Annotated in this window: 28 protein-coding genes, 1 tRNA gene and 1 pseudogene; 14 read left to right on the top strand and 16 right to left on the bottom strand. The window is 54.4% G+C overall.

Annotated features, from left to right (window positions below; genetic code table 11):
* Window positions 1-94 precede the first annotated feature (94 nt).
* Entirely contained in the window at window positions 95-1,825 is a 1,731-nt protein-coding gene (locus tag RA28_RS00665; protein ID WP_052261216.1) for an adenylate/guanylate cyclase domain-containing protein, read from the top strand.
* 603 nt (window positions 1,826-2,428) lie between these two features.
* Here the strand turns inward: RA28_RS00665 and RA28_RS00660 are convergent.
* From RA28_RS00660 to RA28_RS00620, 9 genes are all read right to left on the bottom strand, one after another.
* Window positions 2,429-3,535, bottom strand: coding sequence for an AbrB family transcriptional regulator (locus RA28_RS00660; RefSeq protein WP_082029685.1), 1,107 nt, complete (start codon window positions 3,533-3,535; stop codon window positions 2,429-2,431).
* Window positions 3,481-3,954, bottom strand: coding sequence for a ribonuclease E activity regulator RraA (gene rraA, locus RA28_RS00655; RefSeq protein ID WP_039522600.1), 474 nt, complete (start codon window positions 3,952-3,954; stop codon window positions 3,481-3,483). The genes RA28_RS00660 and rraA overlap by 55 nt, the downstream gene beginning before the upstream one ends.
* 6 nt (window positions 3,955-3,960) lie before the next feature.
* Window positions 3,961-4,602 carry a 3-oxo-tetronate 4-phosphate decarboxylase gene (gene otnC, locus RA28_RS00650; protein WP_039522598.1) on the bottom strand — a complete coding sequence of 214 codons (642 nt, stop codon included), beginning with the start codon at window positions 4,600-4,602 and terminating at the stop codon, window positions 3,961-3,963.
* Window positions 4,599-5,876, bottom strand: coding sequence for a 3-oxo-tetronate kinase (gene otnK / locus RA28_RS00645; protein ID WP_039522595.1), 1,278 nt, complete (start codon window positions 5,874-5,876; stop codon window positions 4,599-4,601). The genes otnC and otnK overlap by 4 nt, the downstream gene beginning before the upstream one ends.
* Before the next feature lie 10 nt (window positions 5,877-5,886).
* Entirely contained in the window at window positions 5,887-6,552 is a 666-nt protein-coding gene (locus RA28_RS00640; protein ID WP_039522591.1) for an aspartate/glutamate racemase family protein, read from the bottom strand.
* 84 nt (window positions 6,553-6,636) lie between these two features.
* On the bottom strand, window positions 6,637-7,722 hold the full coding sequence (locus RA28_RS00635) for an isocitrate/isopropylmalate dehydrogenase family protein (RefSeq protein WP_039522588.1): 1,086 nt from the start codon (window positions 7,720-7,722) through the stop codon (window positions 6,637-6,639).
* A 50-nt stretch (window positions 7,723-7,772) separates the two neighbouring features.
* Window positions 7,773-9,317 carry a tripartite tricarboxylate transporter permease gene (locus RA28_RS00630; RefSeq protein ID WP_039522586.1) on the bottom strand — a complete coding sequence of 515 codons (1,545 nt, stop codon included), beginning with the start codon at window positions 9,315-9,317 and terminating at the stop codon, window positions 7,773-7,775.
* 9 nt (window positions 9,318-9,326) lie between these two features.
* Complete coding sequence (locus tag RA28_RS00625) at window positions 9,327-9,758, bottom strand: tripartite tricarboxylate transporter TctB family protein (protein WP_039522583.1); 432 nt, start codon at window positions 9,756-9,758, stop codon at window positions 9,327-9,329.
* 72 nt (window positions 9,759-9,830) lie between these two features.
* Window positions 9,831-11,057 carry a Bug family tripartite tricarboxylate transporter substrate binding protein gene (locus tag RA28_RS00620; protein WP_241481036.1) on the bottom strand — a complete coding sequence of 409 codons (1,227 nt, stop codon included), beginning with the start codon at window positions 11,055-11,057 and terminating at the stop codon, window positions 9,831-9,833.
* A gap of 143 nt (window positions 11,058-11,200) precedes the next feature.
* On the opposite strand from RA28_RS00620, the gene RA28_RS00615 reads away from it, so the two are divergent.
* From RA28_RS00615 to RA28_RS00580, 10 genes are all read left to right on the top strand, one after another.
* Window positions 11,201-12,121 (top strand): GntR family transcriptional regulator, encoded by a 921-nt coding sequence (locus tag RA28_RS00615; RefSeq protein ID WP_052261214.1) that lies wholly within the window; start codon window positions 11,201-11,203, stop codon window positions 12,119-12,121.
* Window positions 12,076-12,510, top strand: coding sequence for a methylglyoxal synthase (locus tag RA28_RS00610; RefSeq protein WP_241481035.1), 435 nt, complete (start codon window positions 12,076-12,078; stop codon window positions 12,508-12,510). Before RA28_RS00615 ends, RA28_RS00610 begins: the two co-directional genes overlap by 46 nt.
* A gap of 556 nt (window positions 12,511-13,066) precedes the next feature.
* A tRNA-OTHER gene (locus tag RA28_RS22600) sits at window positions 13,067-13,160 on the top strand.
* A gap of 19 nt (window positions 13,161-13,179) precedes the next feature.
* Window positions 13,180-13,686: a hypothetical protein gene (locus RA28_RS00605; RefSeq protein WP_039522563.1), complete on the top strand. Its 507-nt coding sequence runs from the start codon at window positions 13,180-13,182 to the stop codon at window positions 13,684-13,686.
* Entirely contained in the window at window positions 13,686-13,865 is a 180-nt protein-coding gene (locus RA28_RS00600) for a hypothetical protein (protein WP_039522562.1), read from the top strand. The genes RA28_RS00605 and RA28_RS00600 overlap by 1 nt, the downstream gene beginning before the upstream one ends.
* Before the next feature lie 3 nt (window positions 13,866-13,868).
* Window positions 13,869-14,930, top strand: coding sequence for a hypothetical protein (locus RA28_RS00595; protein WP_039522561.1), 1,062 nt, complete (start codon window positions 13,869-13,871; stop codon window positions 14,928-14,930).
* Window positions 14,920-15,084 carry a hypothetical protein gene (locus RA28_RS22735; RefSeq protein ID WP_193747329.1) on the top strand — a complete coding sequence of 55 codons (165 nt, stop codon included), beginning with the start codon at window positions 14,920-14,922 and terminating at the stop codon, window positions 15,082-15,084. The genes RA28_RS00595 and RA28_RS22735 overlap by 11 nt, the downstream gene beginning before the upstream one ends.
* A complete protein-coding gene (locus tag RA28_RS00590) occupies window positions 15,077-15,472 on the top strand; it encodes a hypothetical protein (protein WP_039522560.1) in 396 nt (131 codons plus the stop codon). The genes RA28_RS22735 and RA28_RS00590 overlap by 8 nt, the downstream gene beginning before the upstream one ends.
* Window positions 15,473-15,584: 112 nt before the next feature.
* Window positions 15,585-15,752, top strand: a complete 168-nt coding sequence (locus RA28_RS22730) for a hypothetical protein (RefSeq protein ID WP_193747328.1) — start codon at window positions 15,585-15,587, stop codon at window positions 15,750-15,752.
* Window positions 15,753-15,756: 4 nt separating this feature from the next.
* Window positions 15,757-16,353, top strand: coding sequence for a hypothetical protein (locus tag RA28_RS00580; RefSeq protein ID WP_039522551.1), 597 nt, complete (start codon window positions 15,757-15,759; stop codon window positions 16,351-16,353).
* Between the two features lie 268 nt (window positions 16,354-16,621).
* Here the strand turns inward: RA28_RS00580 and RA28_RS00575 are convergent, their stop codons facing one another.
* Both RA28_RS00575 and RA28_RS00570 read right to left on the bottom strand, forming a co-directional pair.
* A complete protein-coding gene (locus RA28_RS00575) occupies window positions 16,622-17,080 on the bottom strand; it encodes a GFA family protein (RefSeq protein WP_039522548.1) in 459 nt (152 codons plus the stop codon).
* 39 nt (window positions 17,081-17,119) lie between these two features.
* Complete coding sequence (locus RA28_RS00570; RefSeq protein WP_039522545.1) at window positions 17,120-17,413, bottom strand: putative quinol monooxygenase; 294 nt, start codon at window positions 17,411-17,413, stop codon at window positions 17,120-17,122.
* A gap of 407 nt (window positions 17,414-17,820) precedes the next feature.
* Between RA28_RS00570 and RA28_RS00565 the strand changes: the two genes are divergently transcribed.
* The gene (locus tag RA28_RS00565; protein WP_193747327.1) at window positions 17,821-19,074 is read left to right on the top strand and encodes a serine hydrolase domain-containing protein; all 1,254 of its coding nucleotides are present in this window, start codon (window positions 17,821-17,823) and stop codon (window positions 19,072-19,074) included.
* 79 nt (window positions 19,075-19,153) lie between these two features.
* Here RA28_RS00565 and RA28_RS00560 read toward each other — a convergent pair whose 3' ends face one another.
* Window positions 19,154-19,786, bottom strand: a complete 633-nt coding sequence (locus tag RA28_RS00560; protein ID WP_039522540.1) for a hypothetical protein — start codon at window positions 19,784-19,786, stop codon at window positions 19,154-19,156.
* 72 nt (window positions 19,787-19,858) lie between these two features.
* Between RA28_RS00560 and RA28_RS00555 the strand changes: the two are divergent.
* A pseudogene (locus RA28_RS00555) lies at window positions 19,859-20,170 on the top strand (integrase core domain-containing protein); the annotation flags it as partial.
* Between the two features lie 335 nt (window positions 20,171-20,505).
* Here RA28_RS00555 and gyrB read toward each other — a convergent pair.
* Together gyrB and RA28_RS00545 are read right to left on the bottom strand one after the other, a co-directional pair.
* Window positions 20,506-22,923: a DNA topoisomerase (ATP-hydrolyzing) subunit B gene (gyrB, locus tag RA28_RS00550; RefSeq protein WP_039522539.1), complete on the bottom strand. Its 2,418-nt coding sequence runs from the start codon at window positions 22,921-22,923 to the stop codon at window positions 20,506-20,508.
* A gap of 102 nt (window positions 22,924-23,025) precedes the next feature.
* Window positions 23,026-23,598 carry a TetR/AcrR family transcriptional regulator gene (locus tag RA28_RS00545; RefSeq protein WP_039522537.1) on the bottom strand — a complete coding sequence of 191 codons (573 nt, stop codon included), beginning with the start codon at window positions 23,596-23,598 and terminating at the stop codon, window positions 23,026-23,028.
* Between the two features lie 100 nt (window positions 23,599-23,698).
* On the opposite strand from RA28_RS00545, the gene RA28_RS00540 reads away from it, so the two are divergent.
* Window positions 23,699-24,265 carry a carboxymuconolactone decarboxylase family protein gene (locus RA28_RS00540; protein ID WP_039522534.1) on the top strand — a complete coding sequence of 189 codons (567 nt, stop codon included), beginning with the start codon at window positions 23,699-23,701 and terminating at the stop codon, window positions 24,263-24,265.
* Here the strand turns inward: RA28_RS00540 and recF are convergent.
* Together recF and dnaN are read right to left on the bottom strand one after the other, a co-directional pair.
* A complete protein-coding gene (gene recF / locus RA28_RS00535) occupies window positions 24,262-25,359 on the bottom strand; it encodes a DNA replication/repair protein RecF (protein ID WP_193747326.1) in 1,098 nt (365 codons plus the stop codon). The genes RA28_RS00540 and recF overlap by 4 nt on opposite strands.
* Before the next feature lie 93 nt (window positions 25,360-25,452).
* Window positions 25,453-26,574 carry a DNA polymerase III subunit beta gene (gene dnaN / locus RA28_RS00530; RefSeq protein WP_039522529.1) on the bottom strand — a complete coding sequence of 374 codons (1,122 nt, stop codon included), beginning with the start codon at window positions 26,572-26,574 and terminating at the stop codon, window positions 25,453-25,455.
* Window positions 26,575-26,614 lie beyond the last annotated feature (40 nt).

The following is a 26,614-nucleotide window of genomic DNA, read 5'->3' as shown; positions in this document are numbered from 1 at the left end:
TCGCTGCGACTGCGCCGATTGGCGCTCTCCAATTTAGCTATCAAATCAGATCCTGATATGAACAAATAGTGTCAACGCATGTGGAGCGTGCATCGTGGACCGAAAACTTGCAGCGATCCTTACCGCCGATGTGGTGGGTTATTCCCGTATGATGGGATCGGATGAATCGCAGACGCTCGCTAAACTGAGCGAATTGCGGACCTTAGTGTTTGACCCTCTGGTCTTGCAGCATCACGGTCGGATAATGAAACAAATGGGTGATGGCTGGATCGTGGAATTTGCCAATGCAACAGATGCGGTAGCCTGTGCCATCGCCATCCAGACGGGCCTTGAAACGGAACATGCAACAGGTGCCAGAATCCAATTGCGCATGGGCCTGCATGTGGGCGAGCGTACGCAGGTTGGTGACGACATTTTTGGCGACGGCATCAATATTTCAGCCCGCCTGGAAGCCATGGCCCAACCCGGCCAGCTGCTGATGTCCGATAGTGCGTTCCATAGTCTTGACGGCAAAACATCGGCCCAGTTCAAACCCGGCGGCGGGCAATCCCTGAAGAACATTGATCGCGAGGTTGCGGTCTGGGGCTGGCCCGCCGCGATGACTATCACCAAAACCCGCAGCAACCAGCCAGCAATCGCGGTTCTACCCTTCGCCAACAGCTCAGGCGACCCGGAACAGGTGTTCCTGGCAGACGGGATTGCCGACGATCTGACTACCGATTTGTCCAAGGTTTCGGGCATTCTGGTCATCGCCCGAAACTCCGCTTTTGCCTATCGGGAACACGCGCAAGACCTGCAACGAATTGTGCGCGAGTTGAAGGTTAGCCATGTGCTGACAGGCTCAGTTCGCCGTGCCGGTAAACGGGTGCGGATAAATGCACAGTTGGTAGCCACAGAATCGGAATCCAACATTTGGGCCGACCGGTTTGACGGGCAGCTGGAGGATATTTTTGACCTGCAGGAAAACATTACCCTGCAGATTGTTCAGGCCTTACGGGTGACACTAACCAACAGCGAGGAAAAGGACCGGAGCGGCACCCGCGAGCGTGTCGACCCAGACGCCTACGAGGCAATCATACAGGGCCGTACCCTGATTTACGAGTTTCAGCCGGAACACTTCGTTCGGGCACGAGCCTGTTTCGAACGGGCGCTGAAACTGGATTCGGGACTGGCTGCCAAGGCTTACGCCGGGCTGTCGATGGTTGGGACAACCGAGTATTTCAACGATTGGAACGGGGCAGGGCCGGATCAGTTGCATAAAGCGTTCGAGGACGCAAATCGGGCCGTGGCCGCCGATCCGACGGAAATTTCTGCCTATCTCGCCCGCGCCATCGCAAACTTGCGCAAAGGAGCCATGGAATCGTCCAGATACGACGCTCAAATGGCGCTGAAGCTGGAACCTAACAGTGCCAATGCGATGAATATGCTGGGGATCGTCGAAGACGTGAACGGGCGCCACGAACAGGCAATCGAGTATTTTGACAGGGCCTTGCGGCTAGACCCCAAATACTTGCTTGTTTTGCAATTCAAGGGTCGGGCGCTGTTGGGGATGAAACGTTTTGATGAGGCCGAAAATCTCTTTCGCGAGAGGCTGGTCCAGATGCCTCATTCGGATGCCGCGCGCCTGTATCTGGCAGGCATTTTGGGGCTGACAGACCGTATCACCGAAGCCCGAGCCGTCTGGGACGAGATTTTGGCCATCAAGCCGGATTTTTCAACATCAGAGTTTTTGGCAAAATCTTCCAATGTCAGCGGCGCATGGGAACCCCTGCTGATTGATGGACTGTCACGCGCCGGATTGCCCAATTTGCAAAAAACTATCTGACATCGAAGAATTTGAAGAAGGCGTACTTGTTCGGCTACGTTCATAAGCCGCCATTCATGTGCTGCGCAGAAATTGAGACTTTGGGCTCTGTGCCGCCGTACTCTGTGGTTTGCATAATTGGGTAACCGAATAAAGCTATTTGCTGTCAGCATTATGGGATACAGCATTTGACAAGGGGCTGGTGACTTTCAAGGACGACGTGACACCTAGGTTTTCGAGCGAATTGTCCGCACCGGCAATGAGCTCGTTTTCTGGACATTCCAAGCAGATCTCTGGTCAAACTGCCAGGCACAAGGAGAACCTGATCTGGCATCGCGATCAGGTGTTCAATCCTCGAGCAACTGAAACCTATCCTTCGGCACCCGCATAAGGCGATTTACTCGCTCTCCTCCGCACTATTATCGTGAAACAGTGCATTTCAACTGGAATAATTCAACCCAAAACCGAACAACACAACTCAATTGCGAGGTTGTGGTAGATCCCTTTCAATGTAGCGCGGCTCGGTTGGCCTTCTCCAGTCAGCCAACTTGTATTTTGGCGACATACAAGCTTTTGCGGCAAAGGCGGCATCGATTGCTTAGCGAGTGAACTCCATCGGATTCCTCAGTGCTTGATATCCCGCTTTGACAGAGCCGCTACGAGGACAGGTGCCAAAACAAGCGCCGCCAAGACCCTAAAGACGTGATGCACGCCGACGAACGCAACATCGCGACCAACGCTCACCGCTATGATTGACATCTCCGCCAAGCCTCCAGGTGAATAGGCTAAGACGAGTGCGACCGGGTCTGTCTCCAACACGTTCGCAACAGCCAGTGCGCCTGAGAAGGCCACAGAAATCTGGAGAGCGACAACCATGGCCGCTGCACCTAGAGCCGCGATCAACGCGTTGATGGGCACTCCGGAAAACCGTGCACCAACATTAATGCCTATGAAGATTTGCACCAACGCAGTCACAGAAACCGGAACCTCGAATTCTGTCCATCCCAGCAAGTGGACGGCCGCGCTGAATATCATCGGCACTACCACAATAGGTGCCGGCAGCTTCACCCTACCCCGTGCTAGCATTCCCACAACAATACATCCGATGATCCAAATCCAATCGGTGAACGTGATCGAAGCCAGCTGTGTTTGAGCTTCGGGTGGAATGACTTCGAAGTCTGCAATCAGGTTGATTAGTAGCGGAATCAGCAAAATTGCTAATGCAATGCGCAACGCATGAACGATAGCGACACGAGCCTGATCCGCACCCTTTTGCTCGGACAGCAACACCATTTCGGCAATGCCACCCGGCATTGCGCACAGAGAAGCTGTCAATGCATCAAAGCGCGAAATACGTCGTAAAAGGTAGAAACCAAGGACGTACATTATTCCAAGGGCTAACAGTAAGAAGGCCAGTGACACCCACCAAGCACCAAAAGAGGAAAGCAACTCATGCGTAAAGGATGCTCCTAACATCACACCGACAGTTGCTCTTACCAGGTCCAACATAGGGCCCGGTAGTTTGACAGGAAACTGCTTCAACGACCCGGCGATGGTCACCAACATAGACCCGATCATCCACCCCAGTGGAATGCCTGTGAGCGATACAAGCCAGCCAGCAACAGCTGCCGTGACTATGATAGCGCCATGCTGTGAGAACTTGGCTAAACTTGAAATCAGACCAATCGCTTCTTGCTGTGCAACACGCCGTCCGCATCGCCGTAAACCCAATCACCAGGATGGAACTTAACGCCACCGAAAGTCACCGGCTCCCCGATTACGCCCCATCCACGTTTCGCGCTTTTGACGGGGCTGGTTGCTAAGGCAAATACCAGAGTGTTCATTTGGTTGATTTCGGCACTGTCTCGAATTGCGGCATTCAGGATAAGACCAGCCCATCCATTTTGGATTGCAAGATCAGCCAACATATCGCCAAGGATTGCAATTCGCGTTGATGCTCCGCCGTCGACAACCAAAACGCGCCCCTCACCCGGTGTTTCCAGTTGCGCCCTAAGTTCCGTGTTATCTTCGAAGCACTTCACTGTCTGTATTTGCGCCGCAAAGAACTGTTTTATCCCGAATTGCCGAAGCGGTAGATGGACAAGAGTAAGCTCTGGCGCATGGTGATCGATAAGGTCAGCGGTTTTCATGATGGATTACATCCTTCCGAAAGTCTCTTTGAGTTCTGCGACTTTTTTAGCATCCAGCAACCGGGTAGGCAGGCCGCGCAAAGCCACGAGCAGCTTGGCTGTTTCTTCTAACTCTTCCGCTGCACAGACGGCTGAGAACAGATCCTTTCCCGAGACGACGGGACCGTGATTGGCCAACAGAACCGCGCTACATTCGCCGCCCAGTTCGCGGATCAAATCACCGGATTTCGGGTCACCCGGCTTGACGTATGGAACCAGTTTGACCGAGCCAACGCGCATCACCACGTATGGTGTTAGCGGTGGAATACAGTCATTGGGATCGGTGTCTTCCAGACACGACAGTGCAGTTGCCCAGGTCGAATGTAGATGCACCACTGCACCAGCCTGTGGCCTCGTCTCATAGAAGGCTTGATGCAGAAAAACTTCCTTGGTCGGCTTGTCGCCGGAGACATGGTTCCCATCCAAACTAATCTTGGCGATGCGCTCGGGGTCGATATCGCCCAAGGTGGAATTGGTTGGTGTCATGAGGATCCCGTCATCAAGACGTGCGGAGACATTGCCCGCAGTGCCGACGGAAAAGCCACGCGCAAACAGCGAGGCGCACAGTTCCGACATCTGCTGTCGTAGCGCCAGTTCTTCAGAACTCATTTACCGGCCTCCATCATTCTGAGGGCCTTCGCGAAAAAGTCCGGAGCGCCGAAGTTTCCAGACTTTAGAGCCAGCGCAATGGGTTCAGTTTTTCCAACGCTCAGGACTGGCACGCCCGGGTCGATCTCTGGCCCAATTGACATGGCTGGAGACCCCAGTGCCTCGGATACGGCCTTGGCAACGGCTCCCGAGGTCTCCCCCCCAGCCACCACCAATCGCTTGTAGCCCTTCTGGACAAGTTCCCATGCAGTTTCAGCAAAGAGATTATCCAGCTTTTCCGCCACAGCTTCTTGACCGAATTGTTTTTGGATCGCGCGCACATCATCCGGGCTTCCTGATGAATACGCGAGCGGCGCCTGACCCGGATGCGTTTCAAAGAAATCCAGAAGCGTTTGCGTGGTCACATCCCCGGACATGACACCTGGAACATCAATGGCGAACGTCGGATTGGATTCCGCATGAACATTGATCTGCCCGCGTGTCGCACCTGAACAAGACCCTGCAAGGATAGCGGCGGACCCTGCGATACCAGTGAACGCAATGCCAACACTTTTGGAGGAAGCTTTTCTGACGAAGTTTCTGGGTAGACCCAATGCTATCCCGGATCCCCCGGTAATGAGCTTGGCATCCTTCAGCGCCTCGCCCCAGGCCAGCAAATCTTCATCCGAAATCGCATCACCGATTACAAAGCGTTCGTTTGCGTTCTGCAACGCATCAGCAATCGCCTCTGGCCCTTGCTTCACTGTGTCATTTGGCACCAATCCAACCGCTTCTTCGGTCTGATGTTGCAACCAGCGCTTGATGTTCGCATCCATCATCGGAGTAAGAGGGTGATTTTCCATCCCGGACTCGTTCAACAGCTTGCCGAGCACAAATAGATGGCCCTGATAAACCGTACGCCCCGTGGTGGGAAAGGCCGGACAGAAAACCACCTTTTGCGCACTTAGTTCATTGGCCAACGCTTCCGCGACGGGGCCGATGTTTCCCTCCATTGTGGAATCGAATGTCGAGCAATATTTGAAGATGAACTGCTGGCATCCTTGGTCCGCGAGCCATCGCAGGGCCCGCAGGCTATCCGCAACAGCTTCCTCGACAGGTGCGGTGCGGCTTTTGAGCGAGATCACTCCCGCTTCGATCTCTTCGTTGGCCGGAATCGTGGGAATACCCGGGAACTGAGCCGTACGTAATCCACCTTCCGGCTCAACGCCCTTGGCCAAGGTGTTCGCAATATCACTCGCCCCGGTAAAATCGTCCGCTATGACACCGATTAACATTGAACCGCCCTCACTGATTGCCTTCGACGCGCCGTCGGATTTCGTGAATCGCCGCCTGTGGACTGGTCAACACTGGAATCTGTGCTGTCTTACGGACATCCTCAACGGCGTCAGACATCGAAAACTGGGCTAGAAGAATAACGTCAGCGTCGTCGATACTTGATGCGGTTTCCGCAATCAGGCGATTGTGTTTTCCATCATCACCCGCTTGCTTTGCAGCCAACGCGCCAGAGCAATAGTATGACGTAATCTCCGCATTGCTGCCGCGCGCCCTAGCAGCATCTAGAAATTCCTCTTCCATACCTGCCGCAGCTGGAGGAAACGTATAAATCATTGCGATGCGATCTCCGTATGAGAAAGCCGCATCGAACATCGCTTCATTCGGCTTCATGACTGGGATTAGCGCCTCGAAATTTGCTCTTTCGATTGCGGCTCCGAATGCTGAGCACGTGAACAGTACACCATCTGCGTCAGCGCCTTCCGCATACCGGCAAAGGTCTACGATGCGCCGGAAAAGACCGGCGGACAATTCGACTTGCTTAGACCTGTCTAAAGACAACCCCTCTTCCAGGATCGAAATGGTTTCCGCTTCCGGCCAGTGCTCGCGTGCCGCAGCTTCGATTGGATCAATCGCAACGCGGGTTGCATGGATCAACGCTAATCTTGGTCGTCTCATAATGGCTCCAGCTCAAGACGGGTGACGCCGCAAGGAGCGACGTCACCAGTTGATGTGGGCACGTTTGCCCACCGGGAGATCCAATCACGCCGGGATCGTTTCCTTGGAGACCATTTCGGCCACAAGCGTCCCGAAGGTGTCGGTGTTTACGGTGCCACCAAGGTCACGGGTGCGCTTTGCAGGATCATCGATGACGGCATCAACTGCATCCGCAATGGCTCGCCCAGCCTCCATAAGCTTCGGACTACCCTTCTGCTCGCCGAGCCAGATGAGCATCATAGCGGCGGAGAGAATAAGTGATGTCGGGTTCGCAACGTTTTGCCCTTGGATGTCCGGGGCAGAACCGTGCTGTGCTTGTGCGCAGCATAAGCCCGTTTCAGCGTTTGCATTGATCGACCCAGCGAGCCCCAAAGACCCTGAAAGTTCAGAGGCAAGGTCCGAGAGAATATCGCCGTAGAAGTTAGTCGCGACGATAACATCATATTCGTGCGGTTTTCGAACCAGCAGCGCTGCAAATGCGTCGACAATCAACTCTTCGGTTTCGACTTCAGGGTAGTCCTTCGCCACCTCGCGGAAACATTCCAGAAACAGGCCGTCGGTCATGAGAAAAGAGTTGGCCTTGTGTATCGCGGCGACTTTCTTCTTCCGTTGCATGGCCAGTTTGAAAGCCTCTCTGCAAATCCGCATTGATCCGTGTCGCGTAATTTTGCGAACCGACAACGCCATGTCCGGATCGGGCATCATTTCTCCGACGCCTTTGTACATGTTGCGGTCAGGATAGAATCCCTCCGTCGCCTCACGCATGATCACAAGGTCCATTCCGGGCGCTTTGTTCGGTAGAAAGTCACGGCTGCGGGCCGGCCGCACATTCGCATAAAGATCGAGCCCGATACGGAATCCGGCCGAAACGTTGCGACCACCTTCAACGACTGGCGGGTAGTCCATATGGGACTGCGTCCCCAAAATGACTCCGTCGAATTCAGTTCGTGCACGTTCCAACACGTCGTCACGCAGAGTGATACCGTGGTTCCTGAGGCTGATAAAACCGGACTCTTCTTCTTCAAACGTTAATCCCAGATCGTACTTCTTGTTGGCGGCCTCAACGACTTCCAAAGTCGCCGCCATGATTTCAGGTCCGATGCCATCGCAGGGCAATGTCATGATACGCATCTTCTGTCTCCTTGTTGGCCGAAGCCAGTCATTCTTGAAATCCGGTGGGTTTAATCCCCCACCGATGCCTCTTCGTCATGGCGCTGCGCATCCATGCGGTCCTTAACCCGACGGCCAACAAACATGGGCAATACGAATCCAGCGATTGCGATAAGCCAGAGGATTATTGCGAGGGGGCTTCCCACCAGCGCCAACCAATCCCCGTCCGAAATCGTCATTGCGCGGCGAAGGTTCACTTCCATCTGGTTGCCAAGAAGGATGCCCAAGATGACTGGCACCAGCGGCACGTCGAGCTTGCGTAGAAGCCAGCCTGCAAAGCCGAAACCAACCATGAGCATTACATCGAAGGTGGAGCCCGTTATCGAGTAAATCCCAACGAACGAGATCATGGCGACGACAGGCATCAGAATGCGCGTCGGCACCAGCAACACGCGCGTGAACAACCCGACCAACGGAACGTTCATCAAAAGCAGAATGATGTTGCCGATGAACAAGGCTGCGATCAGCCCCCAAACCACGTCCGGATTCTTTGTGAAGAGCAGTGGTCCCGGGGTAATGTTAAGTTGCAGCAAAACAGCCAGCAGAACGGCGGTCGTCCCCGAGCCCGGTACGCCCAACGAAAGCATCGGCACCAACGCGCCTCCAGCGGCCGCATTATTGCCTGCCTCCGGAGCCGCAACACCGCGTGGATCGCCCTTTCCAAAGGATTTCCCATCTCGGTCGACGCTTTGTTTCTCCAGTGAGTACGCAAGAAATGACCCCAACGATGCGCCGGCACCTGGCAAGACGCCTGAGAAGAAACCAAGACCAGTGCCGCGAGCGATTGAAGGCAAGCAGCGCTTGATCATGCCGAAGTCTGGCAAGATGCGCCCAACTTTCGTCGCGCCAGCTGATCCAACGGCACCGCCACGATGATGTTCGAGAAAAATCAACACTTCACTCAAGGCGAACAAGCCAACGATAGCGATCAAGAAGTCGATGCCATCGAAGAGGTGGATTTCACCAAAGGTGAAGCGCTGCGACCCTGTTTGACTATCACTGCCAATCATCGCGATACCCAGCCCTAGTGCAGCTGCGAAAGCAGATTTGGCTTGGTTCGTAGAGGACACACCACCCAGTGTCGCAAATGCGACTGTAAAGAGGACAAAGTACTCTGCTGGTCCGAAAAGCAGCGCGATTTTGACCAACTGCGGTGCCAAAATCACCAGGCCAATTGTAGCGACAAACGCCCCAAAGAAAGATGCGATGCCACCTAAAGACAGGGCTTCGCCGGCCTGACCGTTCTTTGCCATCGGATATCCATCGAGGCACGTCATCATCGCGGGTTCATCGCCCGGGATGTTTAGCAAGATCGAACTAATTCGGCCTCCGTACATGGCGCCGTAGTAGACACTTGTAAGAAGGATGAGAGATGGGATGGGCCCAAGCCCGAGCGAGAAGGCAATCGGAATAAGGATAGCAACCCCATTTGCCGGGCCCAAGCCAGGCAATGCTCCCATCAAAGTGCCGAGGAAGCATCCAACGACAGCAAGGAACAGATTTTGCGGTGACAACGCAACCGAGAATCCATCAACAAGAAGTGCAAGCGTTTCCATAGCGACCCCTCAGAACCCCAATGGTCCTTCGGCCAAAGCAAGGCCTAGGATTAGGTGAAAAACGACGTAGATACCGATGGCTGTCAGGAGGCCTACGACGAGCGACCAAAGCGGAGTGGTTCCCAGTCGCCAGGTTAGGTAGGCAGTTGCAAAGGTTGTCGCGATAACAAACCCAATCTCGGAAAGAGACCATGCGTACAGAAACATCACAGCAGTGGCGAACAATATCTCGGCAAAGTCGCGCAACCCCGGCCATTTTGGCTCTTCATCCGGGCGGATTATGAAGTAGAGCGACGTAAGGCCTAACACGGTGCCCACGATGTAAGGAAAGGCGCGCGGACCCACGACATCGACCATGAAACTGTCTTTGATGATCGATGCGGCCCAAATATAGAATATCGCAAGGGCCAGCCCGAAACCGCCGAAGATGCGGTCACTCATAGTTTCCTCCCAGATTTCCAGAATTTATTTTAGGTGCCCAACCAGATGCGACCGGTTGGGCACGCATGACATTTATTGGATGATACCGATCTCTTTCGAGAGCTTGGTCACGTCCGCAATACTGCCCTCAACAAAGGTGTACATGTCGTCGCCAAAGTTGTTGAACGGCTCAATAGCAGCTGCTTCGAGCTCTGCCTGAAAGCCAGGATCCTCGGTCAGCGTAATGATCGCGTTCTTCCAGAACTCTTTAGCTTCGTCAGTTGCACCAGCCGGCATGTAAAGGCCGCGCCAGTTCGCGCCAACGACGTCGAAGCCTTCCTCCTTTGCAGTAGGAATATCCGGATAATTCTTCAGACGCTCAGGAGCCAGGATCGAGATTACCCGGATATCACCCGACTCCAGGAAGCCCAGCATCTCGGAGAAATCTCCAGACAGCGCCTCGACCGAACCAGAAAGCAGGCCGGTCATGGCTTCACCGCCACCATCGAACGATACATATTTCATCTGGGTAACATCTTCGAGGCCAGCTTCGCGGGCGACCAACATAGGCTTGATGTGGTCAAAACTGCCCACAGACGAACCACCCGCGATCCCAACTGATTTTGGATCAGCGACAATGTCCTCCATCATCTGAGACAGAGAGGTGTACTTGGAGTCTGCGGGAACAGCGATGGCTCCATATTCAGCTCCGAAAGTGGCAAGAAAGTGCACGTCATCTTGTTGGGCGCCTTCGTAAATGCCCTGCGCAATTCGAGCGCTGGTACTCATAGAAGCCGCAACGATAAGGTTGTTGTCTTCGTTGCGCTCTTTCGTGACATGCGCGAACGCAACTCCGCCGCCGCCACCACTCATATTGGTAACCTGCATCGAGTCTTCGATAATCCCGAGATCGAAAAGATACTTTGCCGTTGTGCGACAGATGAAGTCCCATCCACCACCGGGATTTGAGGGCGCAATGCATTGCGGGCTTTCAGCTTTGAATTCGGCGGACGCGCCAGTCACGCCGGCAACGGCTGCCGCAGCAGCAATGGCGCCGATGCGAGTAAATTTCATGAACACGGGTAATCCTCCCCAGTTTTCCAAGTGTTTTTCAGCGCGAATCCCGCACTGGCTATTTTGATTGCATATTGACGCGCTAAAAGCCAATCTTATTTTGCTTTTTTTAATCGCAAAAACCAAAATGATCGAACGGCTATTTCCCCAGACCTTACAAATATTTGTTTTTTTATGTGTTTTCGAAGAATTGACACTCACCTGAAATGAAAGAACTTCACTGAAATAGCCAAAAAACCAATCCAATTTACGCGAACATCATCGTCTCAGCAGTGTAAAATCCACCCATCTTTGGCTTTTTACGTATAGAAAACCTAAAATTTGGTTGTATGCTGGCCGTCAGATGCAATCTACGTAGGTGAGAGCGGCAAGAGGAGTCAGGCATACCGATGCGAGCCAGCGAATTGTCAAAGAAGATATCAAATCGTCTCTTGCATGATATCGTTGCGGGTTCACTTGAAGGTGGCCAGCATATTAGCGCTCAGCAAGTCGCCGACAGGTATGGCGTATCCAGAACCCCAGTGCGCGAGGCGCTGATATCCTTAGAGGAAAAAGATGTTCTCATCCGCCTGGAAAACCGCGGGTACTTTGTGGCCGACAAGTTGCCTCCAGCCATTAAAGAAAACCTGGATACTGTCGACCCGAGCGAGCTAGACGAATACCAACTGCTTGCAAACGATTGGCTAACAAATGAAATTCCGGAAGAAGTTACTGAGCAGTTCTTAAAGCAGAAATACGGCTGGACTAAAGCTAAGGTCGGAGAACTGTTGATCCGCGCTTCTCGAGAGGGTTGGGCTGAGCGCAAAGAAGGCTACGGCTGGCGATTTCTTCCGGTTGCAAAAACACCCGAGGCATTTGATGAGATTTACCGGTTTAGAATGGCGATAGAGCCAGCCGCCATGCTGGAGCCCTCGTTTGAACTCGATCACAAAGTCCTGGATGAACAGCGGCGTATTCAGCAGGGAATGCTTGATATGGATATGGACGCCGTGAATGGAGAAGCGCTGCTAGAAAGTGGGGCTTTGTTCCATGAGGAGCTCATCAAGTTGTCCGGAAACCCGTTCTTTCTCATGGCACTCCAACGCGTGAATAGAATGCGACGCCTCATGGAGTACCGAGCCGAGGTGAACCATCAACGATTGATAGAGCAATGTACTGAGCATCTTGAGATCCTTACACTCCTGGAATCCGGCAATACCGTGGATGCCTCCTACAGAATGCGACAGCATTTGAGTGGCGCACTTAAGCGTAAGTCTCCGCTGGCATGGAGTTGGGCTACGGACACTTCAACACCGAGGAAAGCACCATGAGCAATGGGAGCGACGTCCTAAACGGCCGCAAACGAGTCGCGCTTGTGGCGCATGATCAGATGAAAGACACAATGGTCGAATGGGCCAAATCCCACAAAACCGCACTGAGCAAAATGGAGCTTTTTGGGACTGGCACAACCGGCGGGCGAATTGCGGATGAAGTTGGCGTGCCTATCAAGAGTCTCAAAAGTGGCCCGTTGGGAGGCGACGCTCAAATCGGCGCTATGATTGCCGAAGGGAAGCTCGACGCACTGATCTTTTTCATTGATCCACTATCGGCGTTGCCACACGACGTCGACGTAAAATCACTTCTTCGGCTAGCTACGCTGTACAACACTGTTCTGGCTATCAATGAAGCGACTGCGTCGAAAGTATTAAGCGAGGCTTAGTTTGGTCAAAGCGTAACGATAGCTCGTTCGCCGTATCGTTTCTTCATACCGGCAGATGCATTCGGCTGGTGGGTCTCGCCGTAAACATGGCAGTCGAAACAGAACGCTAAACCCGGAGACCGTGGAGGGGTTGATGCGAACCATCAACCCATGGCAGCTGAATGGAATCCTGTATTGGACCAGCGTCAGGCAGTCGGATACAGCCCAGCCGCAGTGTTTGAGCTAGCCCGAGAGACTCGGTCACTTTCGCGAGATTTGATCTGTCGTAGTTTCATCTTCAGCGTAGTTTCTAAGTTCGAACCCTGAACATTGAGTGTCGAATCGCTTCACTATGTGAGGCCTACAGCATGTTGACCAACCCTCCAAATATGTTGCTTCAGTCATTTGGGCACACGTTATGCTAGAAGGTTCCCAGAACTACGCGGTGCATCTCGGGCTGCCGCGCACTCCGACTTGACACGGTGGCCCTAACTGGTTCAGCTTCTGGTCATGACGTATACACGCATCCACTGCCATCGAATATCGACCTGAGGTCGATAACCCACGCGAAATCCGTGGGAGGCAGCATTGGTATGCGGGCGAGGCTTATATCCTTGTAATTGCTCCAGATTAGAGTGCACGAGTCGGTTCGATTCCGACGCCTCCTACCATCTTCAGGAGGTGTCCGACATGGCGGACGACGTTTCGAACGCAATTGATTTCGACGACATCAAGCAATCGGTCGAGAAGAGCCTCGGACGCACACCCGAAGGCTGGTCCGGCTTGACCACAAAGCTCTTCACAGAGGTTAAGGAATACTGCGATCAGAAGCGTGCCACCTACCCCTTTGTCGTCCAGATCAAGGAGAAGCTGGGAAAACTCCGCATCTACCACAGGTGTGATGATCGACACATCCAGTCGATGATCACCGCCACAATTGCACGAGCAAACCGTACTTGTGAGCGATGCTCAAACGCTGCCGAGACCCAACTTCTGGACGGCTGGTACACGACACTTTGTTGCTGGTGCGCGCATGACGTCGCGAGCAAGCGCCACCCTAAAAGGAAGAGGCTTTTTGGCGTTCGGAAGAAGCCTGTCCGAGATCAAATGACGTGCGGTGTCTGCGGATACTACGGCCAGATTGACCGAACGGATGACCGTAATCGGTGCCCCGCGTGCGTGAAGAAGGACTGGTGATGACCGCCGAACAACAAGTGATCTTTAATAAGATTATGGAAGACTACGATGATGAGGACTACGCCCGGAAGCCCATGAATACGGGCTCGCTGGCCACCGGTCATGTCCCGCCGATTGCCCTTTGTCAGATCTCGGCAGGGGTCTTCCATCTCATCAAGACCAAGTTCTGGAGAATGTGACTGATGGATGATGTCGAAAAGAGCTGGGAGGAATTCCGGGAAAAGGTTCGAGGTGTGATCGAGGACCATGGAGCTCCAGATGATCTCCGCTCATTTGACGCCTGGTACGCCGAAGAGATGCGTTTGGTGATGGCGTACAACTACCCAGCTCCGCATGTCTCTAATGTCACATGGTCGACCGAGGGTCTGCATGTCGAGTGTGATGACCGCGAAGTGGTCGACCCCATGATGACTGCTATGGCGGAGGTTTCAAACGATCTCGAAGAGGCGCGCGCCCGGAGGTCAGTGATGAGCAGCGTTGTCGACTGGAACGATATTCATGGAAGCGTCTTCAAGCAGCTTGGTGAGCATCGTGCCGGGTGGGCGAAGCAGCTTACGCTTGCACTTGAGAAAGTGAAGAGGTTGATCGACGAGCAGCCCGACCTGTTTGGTGATGAACGCCCGTCCATCGTTCAGATCAAACAGAAATGGGGAGGCTTGCGCGTCTATGAGGGCCCGGGCTGCAACCAGGCTACGAGTGAAGAGATTCAATGGCGTGTCGATCAGATTGAGCAAACCTGTGAAGGTTGTTCTAATTCTGCCCAACGCCAGAGCATCCTTGGGTTTGTGACGACGCTTTGCAGCTGGTGCTACAATGATGCTCTGCGGCGGCGATTTGAGGGCGCCGAAGAATCCTGGCCCGACGGCCTGAGACTGGACATTGTGGAAAACTATCCAGACCTCGTTTCTCCGGATTGCGCATCTCTTGTTCCTGCTGTCGGAAAGGGCTGGCTCGTCATGATTTCGCAAGCACTCCACAAGCTTTCCTTCAGTCAGGATTTCAGGGCACTGGACCCTGGAACTATTCAGATCTCGGATATTGAGAAAGGCCAGGATGGCAAGATTTCCATCGGTTTCAGTCGATACCACGATCTCATTCAGGAGTACGCTGACTGGATGGAATTTCGATGCGGTGTGACGTGTGAAGAGTGTGGCCACGTTGGTGACATCGTTCGGACAGCCGATAGGTCTCAAGTGCTCTTTGCGCACTGTTATTGTTCCCGGGAGAAGTCTGATGGGCGATGATGACGACGTTGAGGTGGACGATGAGACGATGCGTTTGCTTCGGCTCGTGGAAGCTGAAATTGCGGCTGGTCGAGCAAAACTAACCAAGCCGATCTCAGCGGATGAGATCCGGGCGCGAAAGGTTACTGTGCCGAAGGACAAGACAGATGAGTGACGAACTTTCTAGCGATGACCTGATTACCAAGGTTCGAGCGCGCTTGAAAGCGGATGAAGAGTTTTGGCCAGCATTGCTGGAGGTTGTACAAGAGTACGTGGTGGAAGTCGTGCCAAAGCCCGACGAGGTTCCGGAGTGGACAGACGAGTGGATCGCTGAGAACAAAAGAGGCGAAGTTTATTCAGTAAAAGAAATCTTCGGGCGCCCGTTGCAGGATGTTCCTCTGAATGACTTGATCGCAGAGCTTCAAGCTCGTCGCAAAGAGGGTCCGGAAGTCTGGCTAGCATTGCGCAAGATGATTCTCGAGCAAATCGCCGATTTTGCACAGCGTCGGCCGATGCGCCCAAATGGCGGGATGAATGGGTCAAAGAGAACACCTGGGACCTAGTGACTGACGACGATGATGTCGAGATCACTGATGGTAGCGGCAACGTGTTCGACGACCTCGGGATCGAAGACCCAAGGAAGAAGACTTAGTGATGGGGGCGGAGCATTTCAGCTTGATCTTATCCGCCGTGATCATTGTCGCGTTGGCGATCTACGTCAGACACATCGTCTACACCGCTGGAAAAGATCGCAAAGTCGATCCAGAGCAAGTGCAAAGGATCATGCGAGATCTGGACTACAGCCACCTGGACCGAGTGATGAACCGGCGAAGGAAGGGGTAGCGGGATGTTGAAGGTGGTTGTCTATGTCGGCGAAAACGAGGTCGCTCGAGCCATTGCTGAGAACGATTCAGAACTCGCGGACGTGTCCGATTACAATATCCGAATGAACGAACGGGCCGCTAAACAGCTGGGCATTAAAGAAAAAGGCCTTGGCGGCCGGATTAAAGGTCACCCTCGAAATTTGACGGCTTGGGCGCTCGTCCGCAAGATTGCGAACCTTTGGCTTGCAGGGACTGGTGTAGGTGAAGAAAGCGTTCAGGCAGAGCTGCTGCCGATGATCCGCAAGTCTATCCGCGAACTAGATGAGAGGGTCGAAAATGAACCGAATCAGAGTGATGATTGGAATGCGGTGGTTAAACAGATTTCTGATGACGAGCCGTGTTCTCTGGGCTTCTACGCTGACAAATTTGAGTCGTGGACAGCGGACGAGATTGAAGCTCTCCGATGCGATGTGTTTGAGACAGCCACAGAGGAAGAACTAATGGCCGAGGTCGAACGCCGGCGAAGAGCTGGTCTAATGCCCAAGGAGGCCTCGAATGATGGCTTCTCAGATATGGTTGATGATCTCTGGGGCAAACTCGATACAGACCCAGACCGCTAGTACAAATTACCTGCCGCCATTACCCAAAATTAAACATAAGAAGGCTATGGCGACTGTCGCTGTAGTAGTGCGCGCTTCTTATAAGCGCCTCGCCTGCTAGGAACCATAGCGCCCCGGATAAGCATTTCCCCAACACTGCTCTGCGTCTATTATAGGTGTCCACCAAATCAGAGCAAAACCAACCAGCCCAAAACGGACCTTGCTCGTCGGGCTTTGCAAACGCCTATTTGCGGACAAACGCCGCCATTCAGCCTCAGCGACTGATCCGTCAGGATAAAGCAGTCTCCAAACGTTCCAACGAATTCTGCGGCCACACCTCATCGAACTTGTAAAATTCCTCGAAGATAGGAATGTCCTCGCTGAGTGGCACCCAGGCCTGTTTGCTGCTCGTGAAAATCTGTGCATCCGGAGGACATTGATCCGGGTTGTCCAGTGTTCCGACGCGCACGTACCTTAGCTTTCCAAGGCGGATCATGTAGCTGCTAAAAACGGCGACGCCGCAATCCCCACAGCGCGTAATAATCTGACCTTTCCCGCTTGGAGTGGAGAGCTCATTTTCGGTGATCGGCCCTTTGCACGTCACGCGATCAGCCTCAATGATGGCGTTCAAGACGTAGGCTGCTCCGGTTTGTCGCTGACATTCGCTACAGTGGCAGCAATGCACGAACATGGGTTGTGATGTCATCTGATACGTTACGGCTCCGCAGCCGCATTTCCCTTTGATCATTTTTCCCCCGAGTTGTTTCCTTGTGTTCAGCCATGGCCCTTATTGGACCAGCTCATAATGCTTGATAGAACGCGACTCGACCAATTCCGCCTCCGCCGGATCGATATGCGGGCTCTGGTAGTTTTCGCCGACAAAAGCCTTTAGTGCCTCTAGGTTTTCCCACACCATGACAAAGCTGAATTCTCGTGGTGTGTCAGCACGTGCGGCACCAGGAAACACTTGAACGATGCCCTTAGTACCTCTCATCAAGGGTATAGCTGTTTCATGGAAGAACTTGCTGAACTCTTCCTCTTTGCCTGGCCGAGTCACGACCTGAAAGATGCGCATGATCATTCATCCGACCTCCGTAAAGTACGGTTCCTGAATGTATGAGCGCCTCTGGTTCTATGATCATATCATTTTGCTACGGGTGTGTCTGCTTTGGGCTCCGACGTGGCCATTCTCCGCTGCCTGCATGAATAGCTGGTCGCAGCCCAAAGCAGACCTTCAAAACTGGACTTTGCAACTTCCGTGATGCGTACGAAGCGGGCATTGCCCAAGGCGACTAATGCACAGTATCTGCCATCCGTCGCTTGCGACTACTAAGCTGTCCTTCCAGAAACTAGTTCGCAGTCGTTTGACAGCCTTTGGCCCAAACACAAGGGGCTAGACACCAGAGCTGAAGCGTGGCTGGATTGCTTAGAGATTGTCTAGTCGGACGGAGATCCCCAAAATTGAAAAGAAATGCAAACAAGCTGTTAGTGACTTCCGCTATTGCTATCGCTCTTTTGGCCTCCGGTGCGGTATTTACTGCTTCTACACAACCAGCAAGCGCAGAGGCTGGTTATTTCTGGGACGAAACCGTTGAGTCTGTAGATAGAAGCCCATGGATATTTGAAGGCACAAATGTATTTGGCGAATTAGCACGAGTTCCACCGTCAGATTGGGTACGTACTTTGGAAAAAGCGGCATACCCAACTGAGCTTGAGACTTTTGTTTTCACAGCTAGCAATAATGAAGAACAGAACATCAACGACTGGTTGCATCAAACGCATACCGATAGCTTTTTGATTTATCACGATGGCAAATTGGTCGCTGAAAAGTACTTCAATGGCATGAGAGCTGATACGCCTCACCGCATTCACTCGATCACCAAGACAGTGTTGGGTATGGCAGCAGGGCTGGCGGTTGAGGCGGGAGAATTAGATCCTAAAAAGCTGATCACCGAATACCTGCCAGAGTTGGAAGGCCCAGCATTCAAAAATACAACGGTTAGACATCTACTTGATATGACCGCTGCTGTTGATTGGAAAGATGCGTCCAGTGGCTACTTAGACGATGCTGGTGATCTGTTCTGTGCGTTTGGTCAGGACCTCTCAGAAAAAGTTGAAATTTGCGATACCGAGTCTGGCGTCAAAGAGTACATGATCTCTCTGAGTGATCGCGAGACATTGGTAGAGGACGGTGAGGTATATAGTTACCGTTCAGTTCTATCTGCACTACTTGGTATGGTTATCGAGTCGGCAACTGGCGAGAGCTATTTGGATGTACTAGCCGAATTATGGCAGGGCATCGGTGCTCAGGACCCTGCATATAGCGAACTAGGGCCCAAAAGGATTGTGCAAACCAGTGGTGGGATGTTCACCAGCTCTCGTGACCTATTGCGATTTGGCATAATGATGCTGGACAACGGTAAAGTTAACGACACTCAAGTTATTCCTCCAGATTGGATAGCTGACACGATTCAGGCAAATGATGACGTTATCGCAGCTTATGAGAAAAGCGCATATGCAGAGGTGTTTGAAGGATTCCACTACCGTAACCAAGTCTGGGTCAAAGATATAGAAAATGGTGCGTTCTACGGCATTGGTGTCTATGGGCAGCTATTGTATGTGAACCAGAAAGCCAATGTGGTTATGGTGAAGCTATCAAGCCAGCCAGAAGTTCAGAACACACCTATGTACCTGGACTCTATGGTTGCGATGAAAGGCATTGCAGAGACTTTGAGTAAATGAATTTCAGATTATCTTAATCTAGTAAGCTGAGCCAAATGGCTCGGCTTATACTACGGAAAGACTTAACCGTGTCGTCGGGTTAGTACCGGGTGACCTCGACTGCGACCGCAGCAAACACCACACCAATCAACAGAGCTTTTGTATTCACTGCCGAAAGGCTGGGCAGTTTGACCCGAAGAGACAGGGCTATGATCACGCCCCCTGTCAACCCAGTCGCAACTGAATAGATCATGCTACTTTTGTCCGCGTGGAGGCCGATCAATATGCCGACTGCAAGAGACGCGACAAAGTATGCGCGTAGCCATCCAGACATGTGTCCGGGGTGGGTCTTATAGAGAAAGATATTCACCCCAAACAAATGCAATGAATAGGCCAACGTTCCAACAGCGTACAGCTCAGGCGATGTTCCCGCCGTTTGCATGACTGTAATGGCCAGCAAGCAGTTATAGGTTCCAAGTGCCACTGTGTCCAAGCCAAGCGACAACCTGTTGTCAGCCCCCGTGTCGCGACTGGCTTCCAGCAAGTAGTAAATGAGAAATCCTAGGAGCGAATAACCGAACAGCGAGTTTTCCCATTTCCCATTTGCAGCCAAATCGGCCGACAATTCACCGATTTTTGGTAGTAAGAAAAGGAAAGCATAGCCAAGTCCGATCCCAGATGAAAAATCAGAAAGCCAGCCTGCCAGGGCGGGGAAACTCCGGTAAAAAGACACGCAGAAGACGTGAACAGTGCCGATGACTGCAATCGATGTTATCGCGAGGTATGTCGACGCGTCGAACACGGCTATGTGCGTAGTGACAACGGTCCCGAGTTCGTCGCTCAGGCGGTCAGAGACTGGATCGCAGCTGTCGGGGCCGAGACGGCTTACATTGAGCCAGGATCGCCTTGGGAGAACGGCTATGTCGAGAGCTTCAACGCGCGGTTCCGGGACGAACTGCTGAACCGGGAAATCTTCTACTCCCTGAGAGAGGCACAGATCATCATCGAAGGGTGGAGGAAACACTACAACACGAAGCGACCGCACAGTGCATTGGGCTACCGCCCGCCGGCACCGGAAACCATCGTCTCGGTGGAAAACAGGCCAATCATGCACTAACAATCACATCGGACCAGTCAGATCAGGCTACCCAGGATCGCGCAAAGGTTCGAACGCTTTTAGAAAATGCGAATACGTTAGGTTTCATTGACAAAAAGATCGAATAACAGAAGAGAAGCCTAGCCGAAATACGTACGGCTAGGCGCCAAACGCTTACCGATGGTTGCCTCATTGGGTCGCTAAAGCAATAGCGCGCCTTTGACACACTATCCTTAATCAACTTTAAATGGAAATCGCCCAGATATTTCTCAAAATGCAGGAAAGCATGCAGGCTTATGGGGGAATCCTGCAAACTTATGCGGCGCGTGTAGGTTTGTGCGCGTCCCTACAGCCCCTCAAAAATCCAGATTCTCCACGCTCAGCGCATTTTGCTGGATGAACTCGCGGCGGGGTTCTACCACGTCGCCCATCAGCTTGGTGAACAAATCGTCGGCCTCCACCATGTCGTCGACGCGGACCTGAAGCAAGGTGCGTGCATCGGGGTCCAGCGTGGTTTCCCACAGCTGGTCCGGGTTCATCTCGCCCAATCCCTTATAGCGTTGCAAAGACAGGCCTTTTTCGCCTTCTTCCAGAATGGCGCGCAACAGGTCCAGCGGGCCGTGGATGACCTGCATGCGATCGCGCCGCACCAGTGTCGCGGGCGTGTTGTAAACCTCTTGCAGGCTTTGGGTGAAGCTACCGGTTTTGCGGGCTTCGCCCGAGCGCAGCATCGGACCATCCAGAGTGCGCACCTCCTCGACCCCGCGCAGGATGCGAGCCAGACGGATGCCGTGATCCTGGGTGATCCGGCCCTGCCAGCCGCGCTCGTACTCCAAGGCGATCAGGTCGAGGCGCGCCGCGACCTTGTCGGCGACGCCTTGCAGGTCGGCATCGACCGCGCCCGGCACAAAAGCCCCGGCAACGGCGGCCTGTTCCAGAATGTGACGCGGATAATGCGTCGGGAACGCGTCAAGCACGCGCTTGAGCTGACGCGCCTCGTCGACCACGCGGGTCAGGTCCTGCCCGATGATTTCCTCGCCCGAGCCCAGTTTCAGCACCGCGCCTTCGACACCCTGATTGATCAGGTAATCATCCAGCGCCGCCTGATCTTTCAAATAGACTTCGGACTTGCCGCGCGACACTTTGTACAGCGGCGGCTGCGCGATATAGAGATACCCGCCCTCGATCAGCTCCGGCATCTGCCGATAGAAGAAGGTGAGCAGCAACGTACGGATATGCGCACCGTCCACATCCGCATCGGTCATGATAACGATCTTGTGGTAGCGCAGCTTTTCGATGTTGAACTCATCCCGGCCAATACCGGTACCCAGCGCCATCACGAGGTTGCCGATTTCCTGCGAGGACAGCATCCGGTCAAACCGCGCCCGTTCGACGTTCAGGATTTTGCCGCGCAGGGGCAGCACCGCTTGGGTCAGGCGATCCCGCCCGGTCTGGGCAGAGCCACCGGCCGAGTCTCCCTCGACCAGGAAAACCTCGGTCTTGGACGGGTCTTTTTCGGAACAGTCTTTCAGCTTGCCCGCCAGATAATTCACGTCCATCGCCGTTTTGCGCCGCGTCAGTTCACGCGCCTTGCGGGCGGCCTCGCGGGCCAGCGCGGCCTCAATGATCTTGCCAACGATGGTCTTGGCCTCGTTCGGGTTCTCTTCAAACCACTCGGCCAGTTTCTCGTTCATCAGGCTTTCGACCGCCGGACGCACCTCGGACGACACCAGTTTGTCCTTGGTCTGGGATGAGAATTTCGGATCGGGCACTTTCACCGACAGAACGCAGGTCAGACCTTCGCGCGCGTCATCACCCGTGAAGCTGACCTTTTCCTTTTTCGCGATCCCGCTGGACTGGGCGTAATTGTTGATCGTGCGGGTCAGGGCGCCCCGGAATCCGGCCACATGGGTCCCGCCATCGCGCTGGGGGATGTTGTTGGTGAAGGGCAGCACCGTTTCGTGATAGCTGTCATTCCACCACATCGCGATTTCGACACCGATATCGTCGCGTTCCCCCTTGATATAGATCGGCTCCGGCATGGCCGGGGTCTTGGACCGGTCGAGATACTTGACGAATTCCTTGACGCCACCTTCATAGAACAACTCGGTCTCAAGCCGTTCGGCAGGGCGCTCGTCAATCAGAATGATCCGCACGCCCGAGTTCAGGAAGGCCAGCTCGCGCAGACGTTTTTCCAGCGTCTCAAACGAGTATTCGAGGTTCGAAAACGTATTGGTCGAGGCAAGGAAGCGGACCTCGGTTCCGGTGCGATCCCCGCATTCGCCGACGGTTTTCAGGTGTTCTGCCGTCTCGCCGCCTTCAAACCGCGCCACATGCTCATTGCCATTGCGCCAGATACGCAGTTCCAACCAATCCGAAAGCGCGTTTACGACCGAAACACCCACGCCGTGCAGACCACCTGACACTTTGTACGAGTTGCTGTCGAACTTACCGCCCGCATGCAGTTGTGTCATGATGACCTCAGCCGCTGAAACGCCTTCTTCCGGGTGGATATCCACCGGAATTCCGCGCCCGTTGTCGCTGACCGATACGCTGGAATCCGCGTGAATTTTGACGGTCACATGGTCGGCATGTCCGGCCAGCGCCTCGTCAATTCCGTTATCCACGACCTCATACACCATATGGTGCAGGCCCGAGCCATCGTCCGTGTCACCGATATACATACCGGGACGTTTGCGTACTGCTTCTAACCCTTTGAGAACTTTGATGGAATCCGCGCCGTATTCCTGGGGTGCCTGTGCGTCTTCGGACATGCCGTTAGTACCTATATTATTTTGGTAACTTATACGTTTTCTGGTGGGGAATGTCACGCGATCCCCCAACATTTTGTGGTCTGAATGCACTTTATCTTGGGCTCAAAGCCGGTCGAGATCGGTTGCGATGTCTTCGGCAATTTCCACCGCATTTATGTCGTCGCGTTCCGCTGACAGGCGCAGCCCCAAAAGATCGGATTGATACCGTGCTGCAAGACGGTCGGGATCGTGGTCTGCGCCGATCTCTCCGGCGTTCTGCGCCTGCCGAAACAGGTCTGCAAAACAGGTTTTCATCACGATCATATGCGTCCGGGCCTGATCGGCCAGATCATGATCCTTGGCCTGCAACTCAGCATAGGTTTTGGACAGCATGCAAGCTTTGGTCGGCAGTTCCGATGCCTCGATCACGCGACGCGGTTGCGCCTTGAGCGCACCCAGCGGCCCCAGCTCTTGCGCCAGAGCCATCATGTTGCTGACCCCGTCCTGCGCATAACGCTGTAACGCCAGTGCATAGAGCGCATCCTTGGAGCCAAAAGCCGCATAAAAGCTGCCTGGCTTCAGCTTCAGTTCACGTTCCAGATCTTTCAATGACGTTCCCGCCCAACCCTGACGCCAGAATATATCCCGGGCCTGTGCGATCAGCGCGTCGCGATCATATGAGGGTTTGCGTGGCATCGTGATCACCAATTCTTGAACGTTCGCTCAAATATATACTTGAGTGATCGCTCAATAAAGCCTAAATACGACTCATCGCGCCAGAAACAGGAGTTTTGACATGGCAAACTTCCCCTCTCATGACCTCGAATCCGCCCCTGAAGGGTCCAAACCGCTGCTCGAGAAATCTCAGGCCGCGTTTGGCCGCCTGCCCGGCCTGCACAAGGTAATGGCAGAAAGTCCGCAGCATCTGGAAGGCTATCAGGTTCTTCACGGTCTTTTCCTGCAGACCGATTTCGACAATGATGAAAAAACCGTTGTCTGGCAGACCATCAACGTCGAAAACGAATGCCATTACTGCGTGCCCGCCCATACCGGCATCGCAAAGATGATGAAGGTCTCGGACGACATCACCGAGGCACTGCGCAACGAAACGCCGCTGCCCTCGCCCAAACTTGAGGCGCTGCGCACCTTCACCCTGCAAGTCATGGAAACCCGCGGCAACCCGACCGAGGCGCAGCTACAGGCATTCTTTGACGCAGGCTATTCCCACCGCGCGGTGCTGGATGTTGTGCTGGGTCTGGCGCAGAAAACCATGTCGAACTACGTCAACCACATGGCCAAAACGCCGGTTGACGAAGTCATGCGTGGTTTCCTTTGGGAGCGTAAGGTCGGCGAACCAGCCTAAGCGCTCACGACCGAGCCCTCGTCACTCTCGCTGACGATCAGCGTCTGGGCCCGGTCGCCCAATTCCGAGAACAGCTCAGGCCCGGTGCCCGTCATCCAGGCCTGAGCGCCCAGCGCACAAATCTCATCATAAAGCGCCGCGCGTCGGGCTGCGTCCAGATGCGCCGCCACTTCATCCAGCAAAACGATCGGGGGCGCCCCAACCATCCCTGCCAAGGCCCGCGCGTTCGACAGGATCAGCGAGACCAGCAGCGCCTTTTGCTCACCGGTGGAACAATCCTTGGCGGGCACGCCCTTCGCTGCAAAGACACCATAAAGGTCCGACCGATGCGGCCCGACCAGTGTACGACCTGCGGCCAGATCGCGAAACCGGCTTTCGTTCAGGGCGTCTCGCATGTCTTCCGCCGTCGCGGGCATCGCACCCTCGGTCTGTACCAACTCCAGATCGGCTGAAGGAAACGCCGTTTCCGCCTGATCCTGCGCGGCCCGCAGATGGTCCAGCGCCATCAAGCGCGCCGTATGGATGCGATGTCCAGTCTCCGCCATCTGCCCCTCTAGCGCCGCGTACCAATGGGCATCTCGCACCTGTTCCTTCAACAGCCGGTTCCGCTCGCGCATTGCCTTTTCATAGGTCAGAGATGCCTCGGCATGGGCCGGATCAAAGCTCAACGCGATCCGATCCAAAAACCGCCGCCGCCCCTCGGCCCCTTCGATCCACAGCCGGTCCATTGAAGGGATCAACCAGACCACCCGCGCCAGTTTTCCCAGTTCAATTTGGCTGCCGGCCTTACCGTCAATCCGCACCAGCCGCGCCGCGCCACCCTCGGACCATGTCTCGATCTCATGGTTCCGGCCCTGCACATTCAGAACACCGGACAGCTTCCACCCCAGCGACTCGGGTCGCCGCGTCATCTCAGCTGCACTTGCCCGCCGCATCCCGCGGCCGGGTGAAAACAGGGAGACCGCTTCCAGAATGTTGGTCTTGCCCGCCCCGTTCGGTCCATGAATTGCCACTGGACGCCCATCCAGCGCCAGCCGCGCCAGCTTATGAGACCGAAAATGCGAGACCGTAAGCTCGGTCAGGGCCAATCCCATGACCCCTCCCTTCATCTTTTCAAAAATACTCCCGTCCCTCTGCCCGACAGGCGGCTTTGCCGCCGTGAGGGGAGGCATCGCGCGCAAGCGCGATCAGACGCGCATCGGCATGACAACATAGACCGCGCTTTGGTCATTTCCCTCGCGCATCAGGGTCGGATCACCGGCCGAGTTGAACATGAATACCGCGTTCTCGCGATCCACCTGTGACGCAATTTCCAGCAGATACTTGGCGTTGAACCCGATCTCCAGCCGCTCGTCGCCATAGGCCACGGCCAGCTCTTCTTCGGCGGCCCCGCTGTCCGGCGCGTTGACCGACAACACCAGTTTATCACCGTCCAGCTGTAGCTTGACGGCGCGAGACCGCTCGGACGACACAGTTGCCACACGATCCACGGCTTGCGCGAACTCGGCGGCATCCACCTCAAGCTTGCGGGTGTTGCCTTGCGGAATGACCCGCGTGTAGTCGGGGAACGTGCCGTCGATCACTTTCGAGGTCAGGGTGATATCGGGCGTAGCGAAGCGCACCTTGGTTTCGCTGACCGACACGGCGATATCCATCTCGTCATCTTCCAGCAGCTTGCGCAATTCGCCAACGGTTTTGCGCGGCACAATCACCCCGGGCATATCTGCCGCGCCGTCGGGCAGATCCGCGTCGATCCGGGCCAGACGGTGGCCATCCGTGGCAACGCAGCGCAGCACCTTGCCGCCGTCCGAACCCTCTGCCACATGCATATACACGCCGTTCAGGTAATACCGGGTTTCTTCGGTGGAAATCGCGAACTTGGATTTGTCGAACAACCGCCGCAGCAGAGCCGCCGAGGCGGTGAAGTTCGACGCGTATTCCGAGGACGCCATAACCGGAAAATCCTCTTTCGGCAGCGTCGCCAGAGAGAAGTTAGACCGCCCCGCGTCAACCGTCAGACGGCCCGCTGCGCTGTCCGCCGTCAGCGTCACCAGTGCGCCATCGGGCAGTTTGCGCACGATTTCATGCAAAGTGGTCGCCGCGACCGTTGTTGCGCCCGCCTTTTCCACCTGCGCCGGGGCCTTGTCGACAACTTCGATATCCAGATCGGTGGCGCGGAACAAAACCTGATCCCCTTCGGCTTCGATCAGCACATTGGCGAGTATCGGAATAGTGTTGCGCCGTTCGACAACAGATTGAGCCTGCGAAACGGCCTTGAGAAGGGTGCCGCGTTCGATGCTGATCTTCATACCCTCGGTTCCTTTGACTTGCGTGCCGAAAACAGGCGGG

This window comes from Ruegeria sp. ANG-S4 (assembly GCF_000814005.1).
Taxonomy (GTDB): Bacteria; Pseudomonadota; Alphaproteobacteria; order Rhodobacterales; family Rhodobacteraceae; genus Ruegeria.
This window is presented reverse-complemented; position numbering and strand designations above follow the sequence as displayed.

Excerpts from the sequence above, each read along its gene's own strand:
- RA28_RS00540 (WP_039522534.1), top strand. The coding sequence starts at position 23,699 with ATGGCAAACTTCCCCTCTCATGACCTCGAATCCGCCCCTGAAGGGTCC.
- RA28_RS00580 (WP_039522551.1), top strand. The coding sequence starts at position 15,757 with ATGTTGAAGGTGGTTGTCTATGTCGGCGAAAACGAGGTCGCTCGAGCC.
- dnaN (WP_039522529.1), bottom strand. The coding sequence starts at position 26,574 with ATGAAGATCAGCATCGAACGCGGCACCCTTCTCAAGGCCGTTTCGCAG.
- RA28_RS00625 (WP_039522583.1), bottom strand. The coding sequence starts at position 9,758 with ATGAGTGACCGCATCTTCGGCGGTTTCGGGCTGGCCCTTGCGATATTC.
- RA28_RS00615 (WP_052261214.1), top strand. The coding sequence starts at position 11,201 with ATGCGAGCCAGCGAATTGTCAAAGAAGATATCAAATCGTCTCTTGCAT.
- RA28_RS00575 (WP_039522548.1), bottom strand. The coding sequence starts at position 17,080 with ATGATCAAAGGGAAATGCGGCTGCGGAGCCGTAACGTATCAGATGACA.
- otnC (WP_039522598.1), bottom strand. The coding sequence starts at position 4,602 with ATGAGTTCTGAAGAACTGGCGCTACGACAGCAGATGTCGGAACTGTGC.
- RA28_RS00630 (WP_039522586.1), bottom strand. The coding sequence starts at position 9,317 with ATGGAAACGCTTGCACTTCTTGTTGATGGATTCTCGGTTGCGTTGTCA.
- RA28_RS00635 (WP_039522588.1), bottom strand. The coding sequence starts at position 7,722 with ATGCGTATCATGACATTGCCCTGCGATGGCATCGGACCTGAAATCATG.
- otnK (WP_039522595.1), bottom strand. The coding sequence starts at position 5,876 with ATGTTAATCGGTGTCATAGCGGACGATTTTACCGGGGCGAGTGATATT.
- RA28_RS22735 (WP_193747329.1), top strand. The coding sequence starts at position 14,920 with ATGGGCGATGATGACGACGTTGAGGTGGACGATGAGACGATGCGTTTG.
- gyrB (WP_039522539.1), bottom strand. The coding sequence starts at position 22,923 with ATGTCCGAAGACGCACAGGCACCCCAGGAATACGGCGCGGATTCCATC.
- RA28_RS00590 (WP_039522560.1), top strand. The coding sequence starts at position 15,077 with ATGAGTGACGAACTTTCTAGCGATGACCTGATTACCAAGGTTCGAGCG.
- RA28_RS00570 (WP_039522545.1), bottom strand. The coding sequence starts at position 17,413 with ATGATCATGCGCATCTTTCAGGTCGTGACTCGGCCAGGCAAAGAGGAA.
- RA28_RS00595 (WP_039522561.1), top strand. The coding sequence starts at position 13,869 with ATGGATGATGTCGAAAAGAGCTGGGAGGAATTCCGGGAAAAGGTTCGA.
- RA28_RS00605 (WP_039522563.1), top strand. The coding sequence starts at position 13,180 with ATGGCGGACGACGTTTCGAACGCAATTGATTTCGACGACATCAAGCAA.
- RA28_RS00545 (WP_039522537.1), bottom strand. The coding sequence starts at position 23,598 with ATGCCACGCAAACCCTCATATGATCGCGACGCGCTGATCGCACAGGCC.
- RA28_RS00640 (WP_039522591.1), bottom strand. The coding sequence starts at position 6,552 with ATGAGACGACCAAGATTAGCGTTGATCCATGCAACCCGCGTTGCGATT.
- RA28_RS00600 (WP_039522562.1), top strand. The coding sequence starts at position 13,686 with ATGACCGCCGAACAACAAGTGATCTTTAATAAGATTATGGAAGACTAC.
- rraA (WP_039522600.1), bottom strand. The coding sequence starts at position 3,954 with ATGAAAACCGCTGACCTTATCGATCACCATGCGCCAGAGCTTACTCTT.
- recF (WP_193747326.1), bottom strand. The coding sequence starts at position 25,359 with ATGGGATTGGCCCTGACCGAGCTTACGGTCTCGCATTTTCGGTCTCAT.
- RA28_RS00610 (WP_241481035.1), top strand. The coding sequence starts at position 12,076 with ATGGAGTTGGGCTACGGACACTTCAACACCGAGGAAAGCACCATGAGC.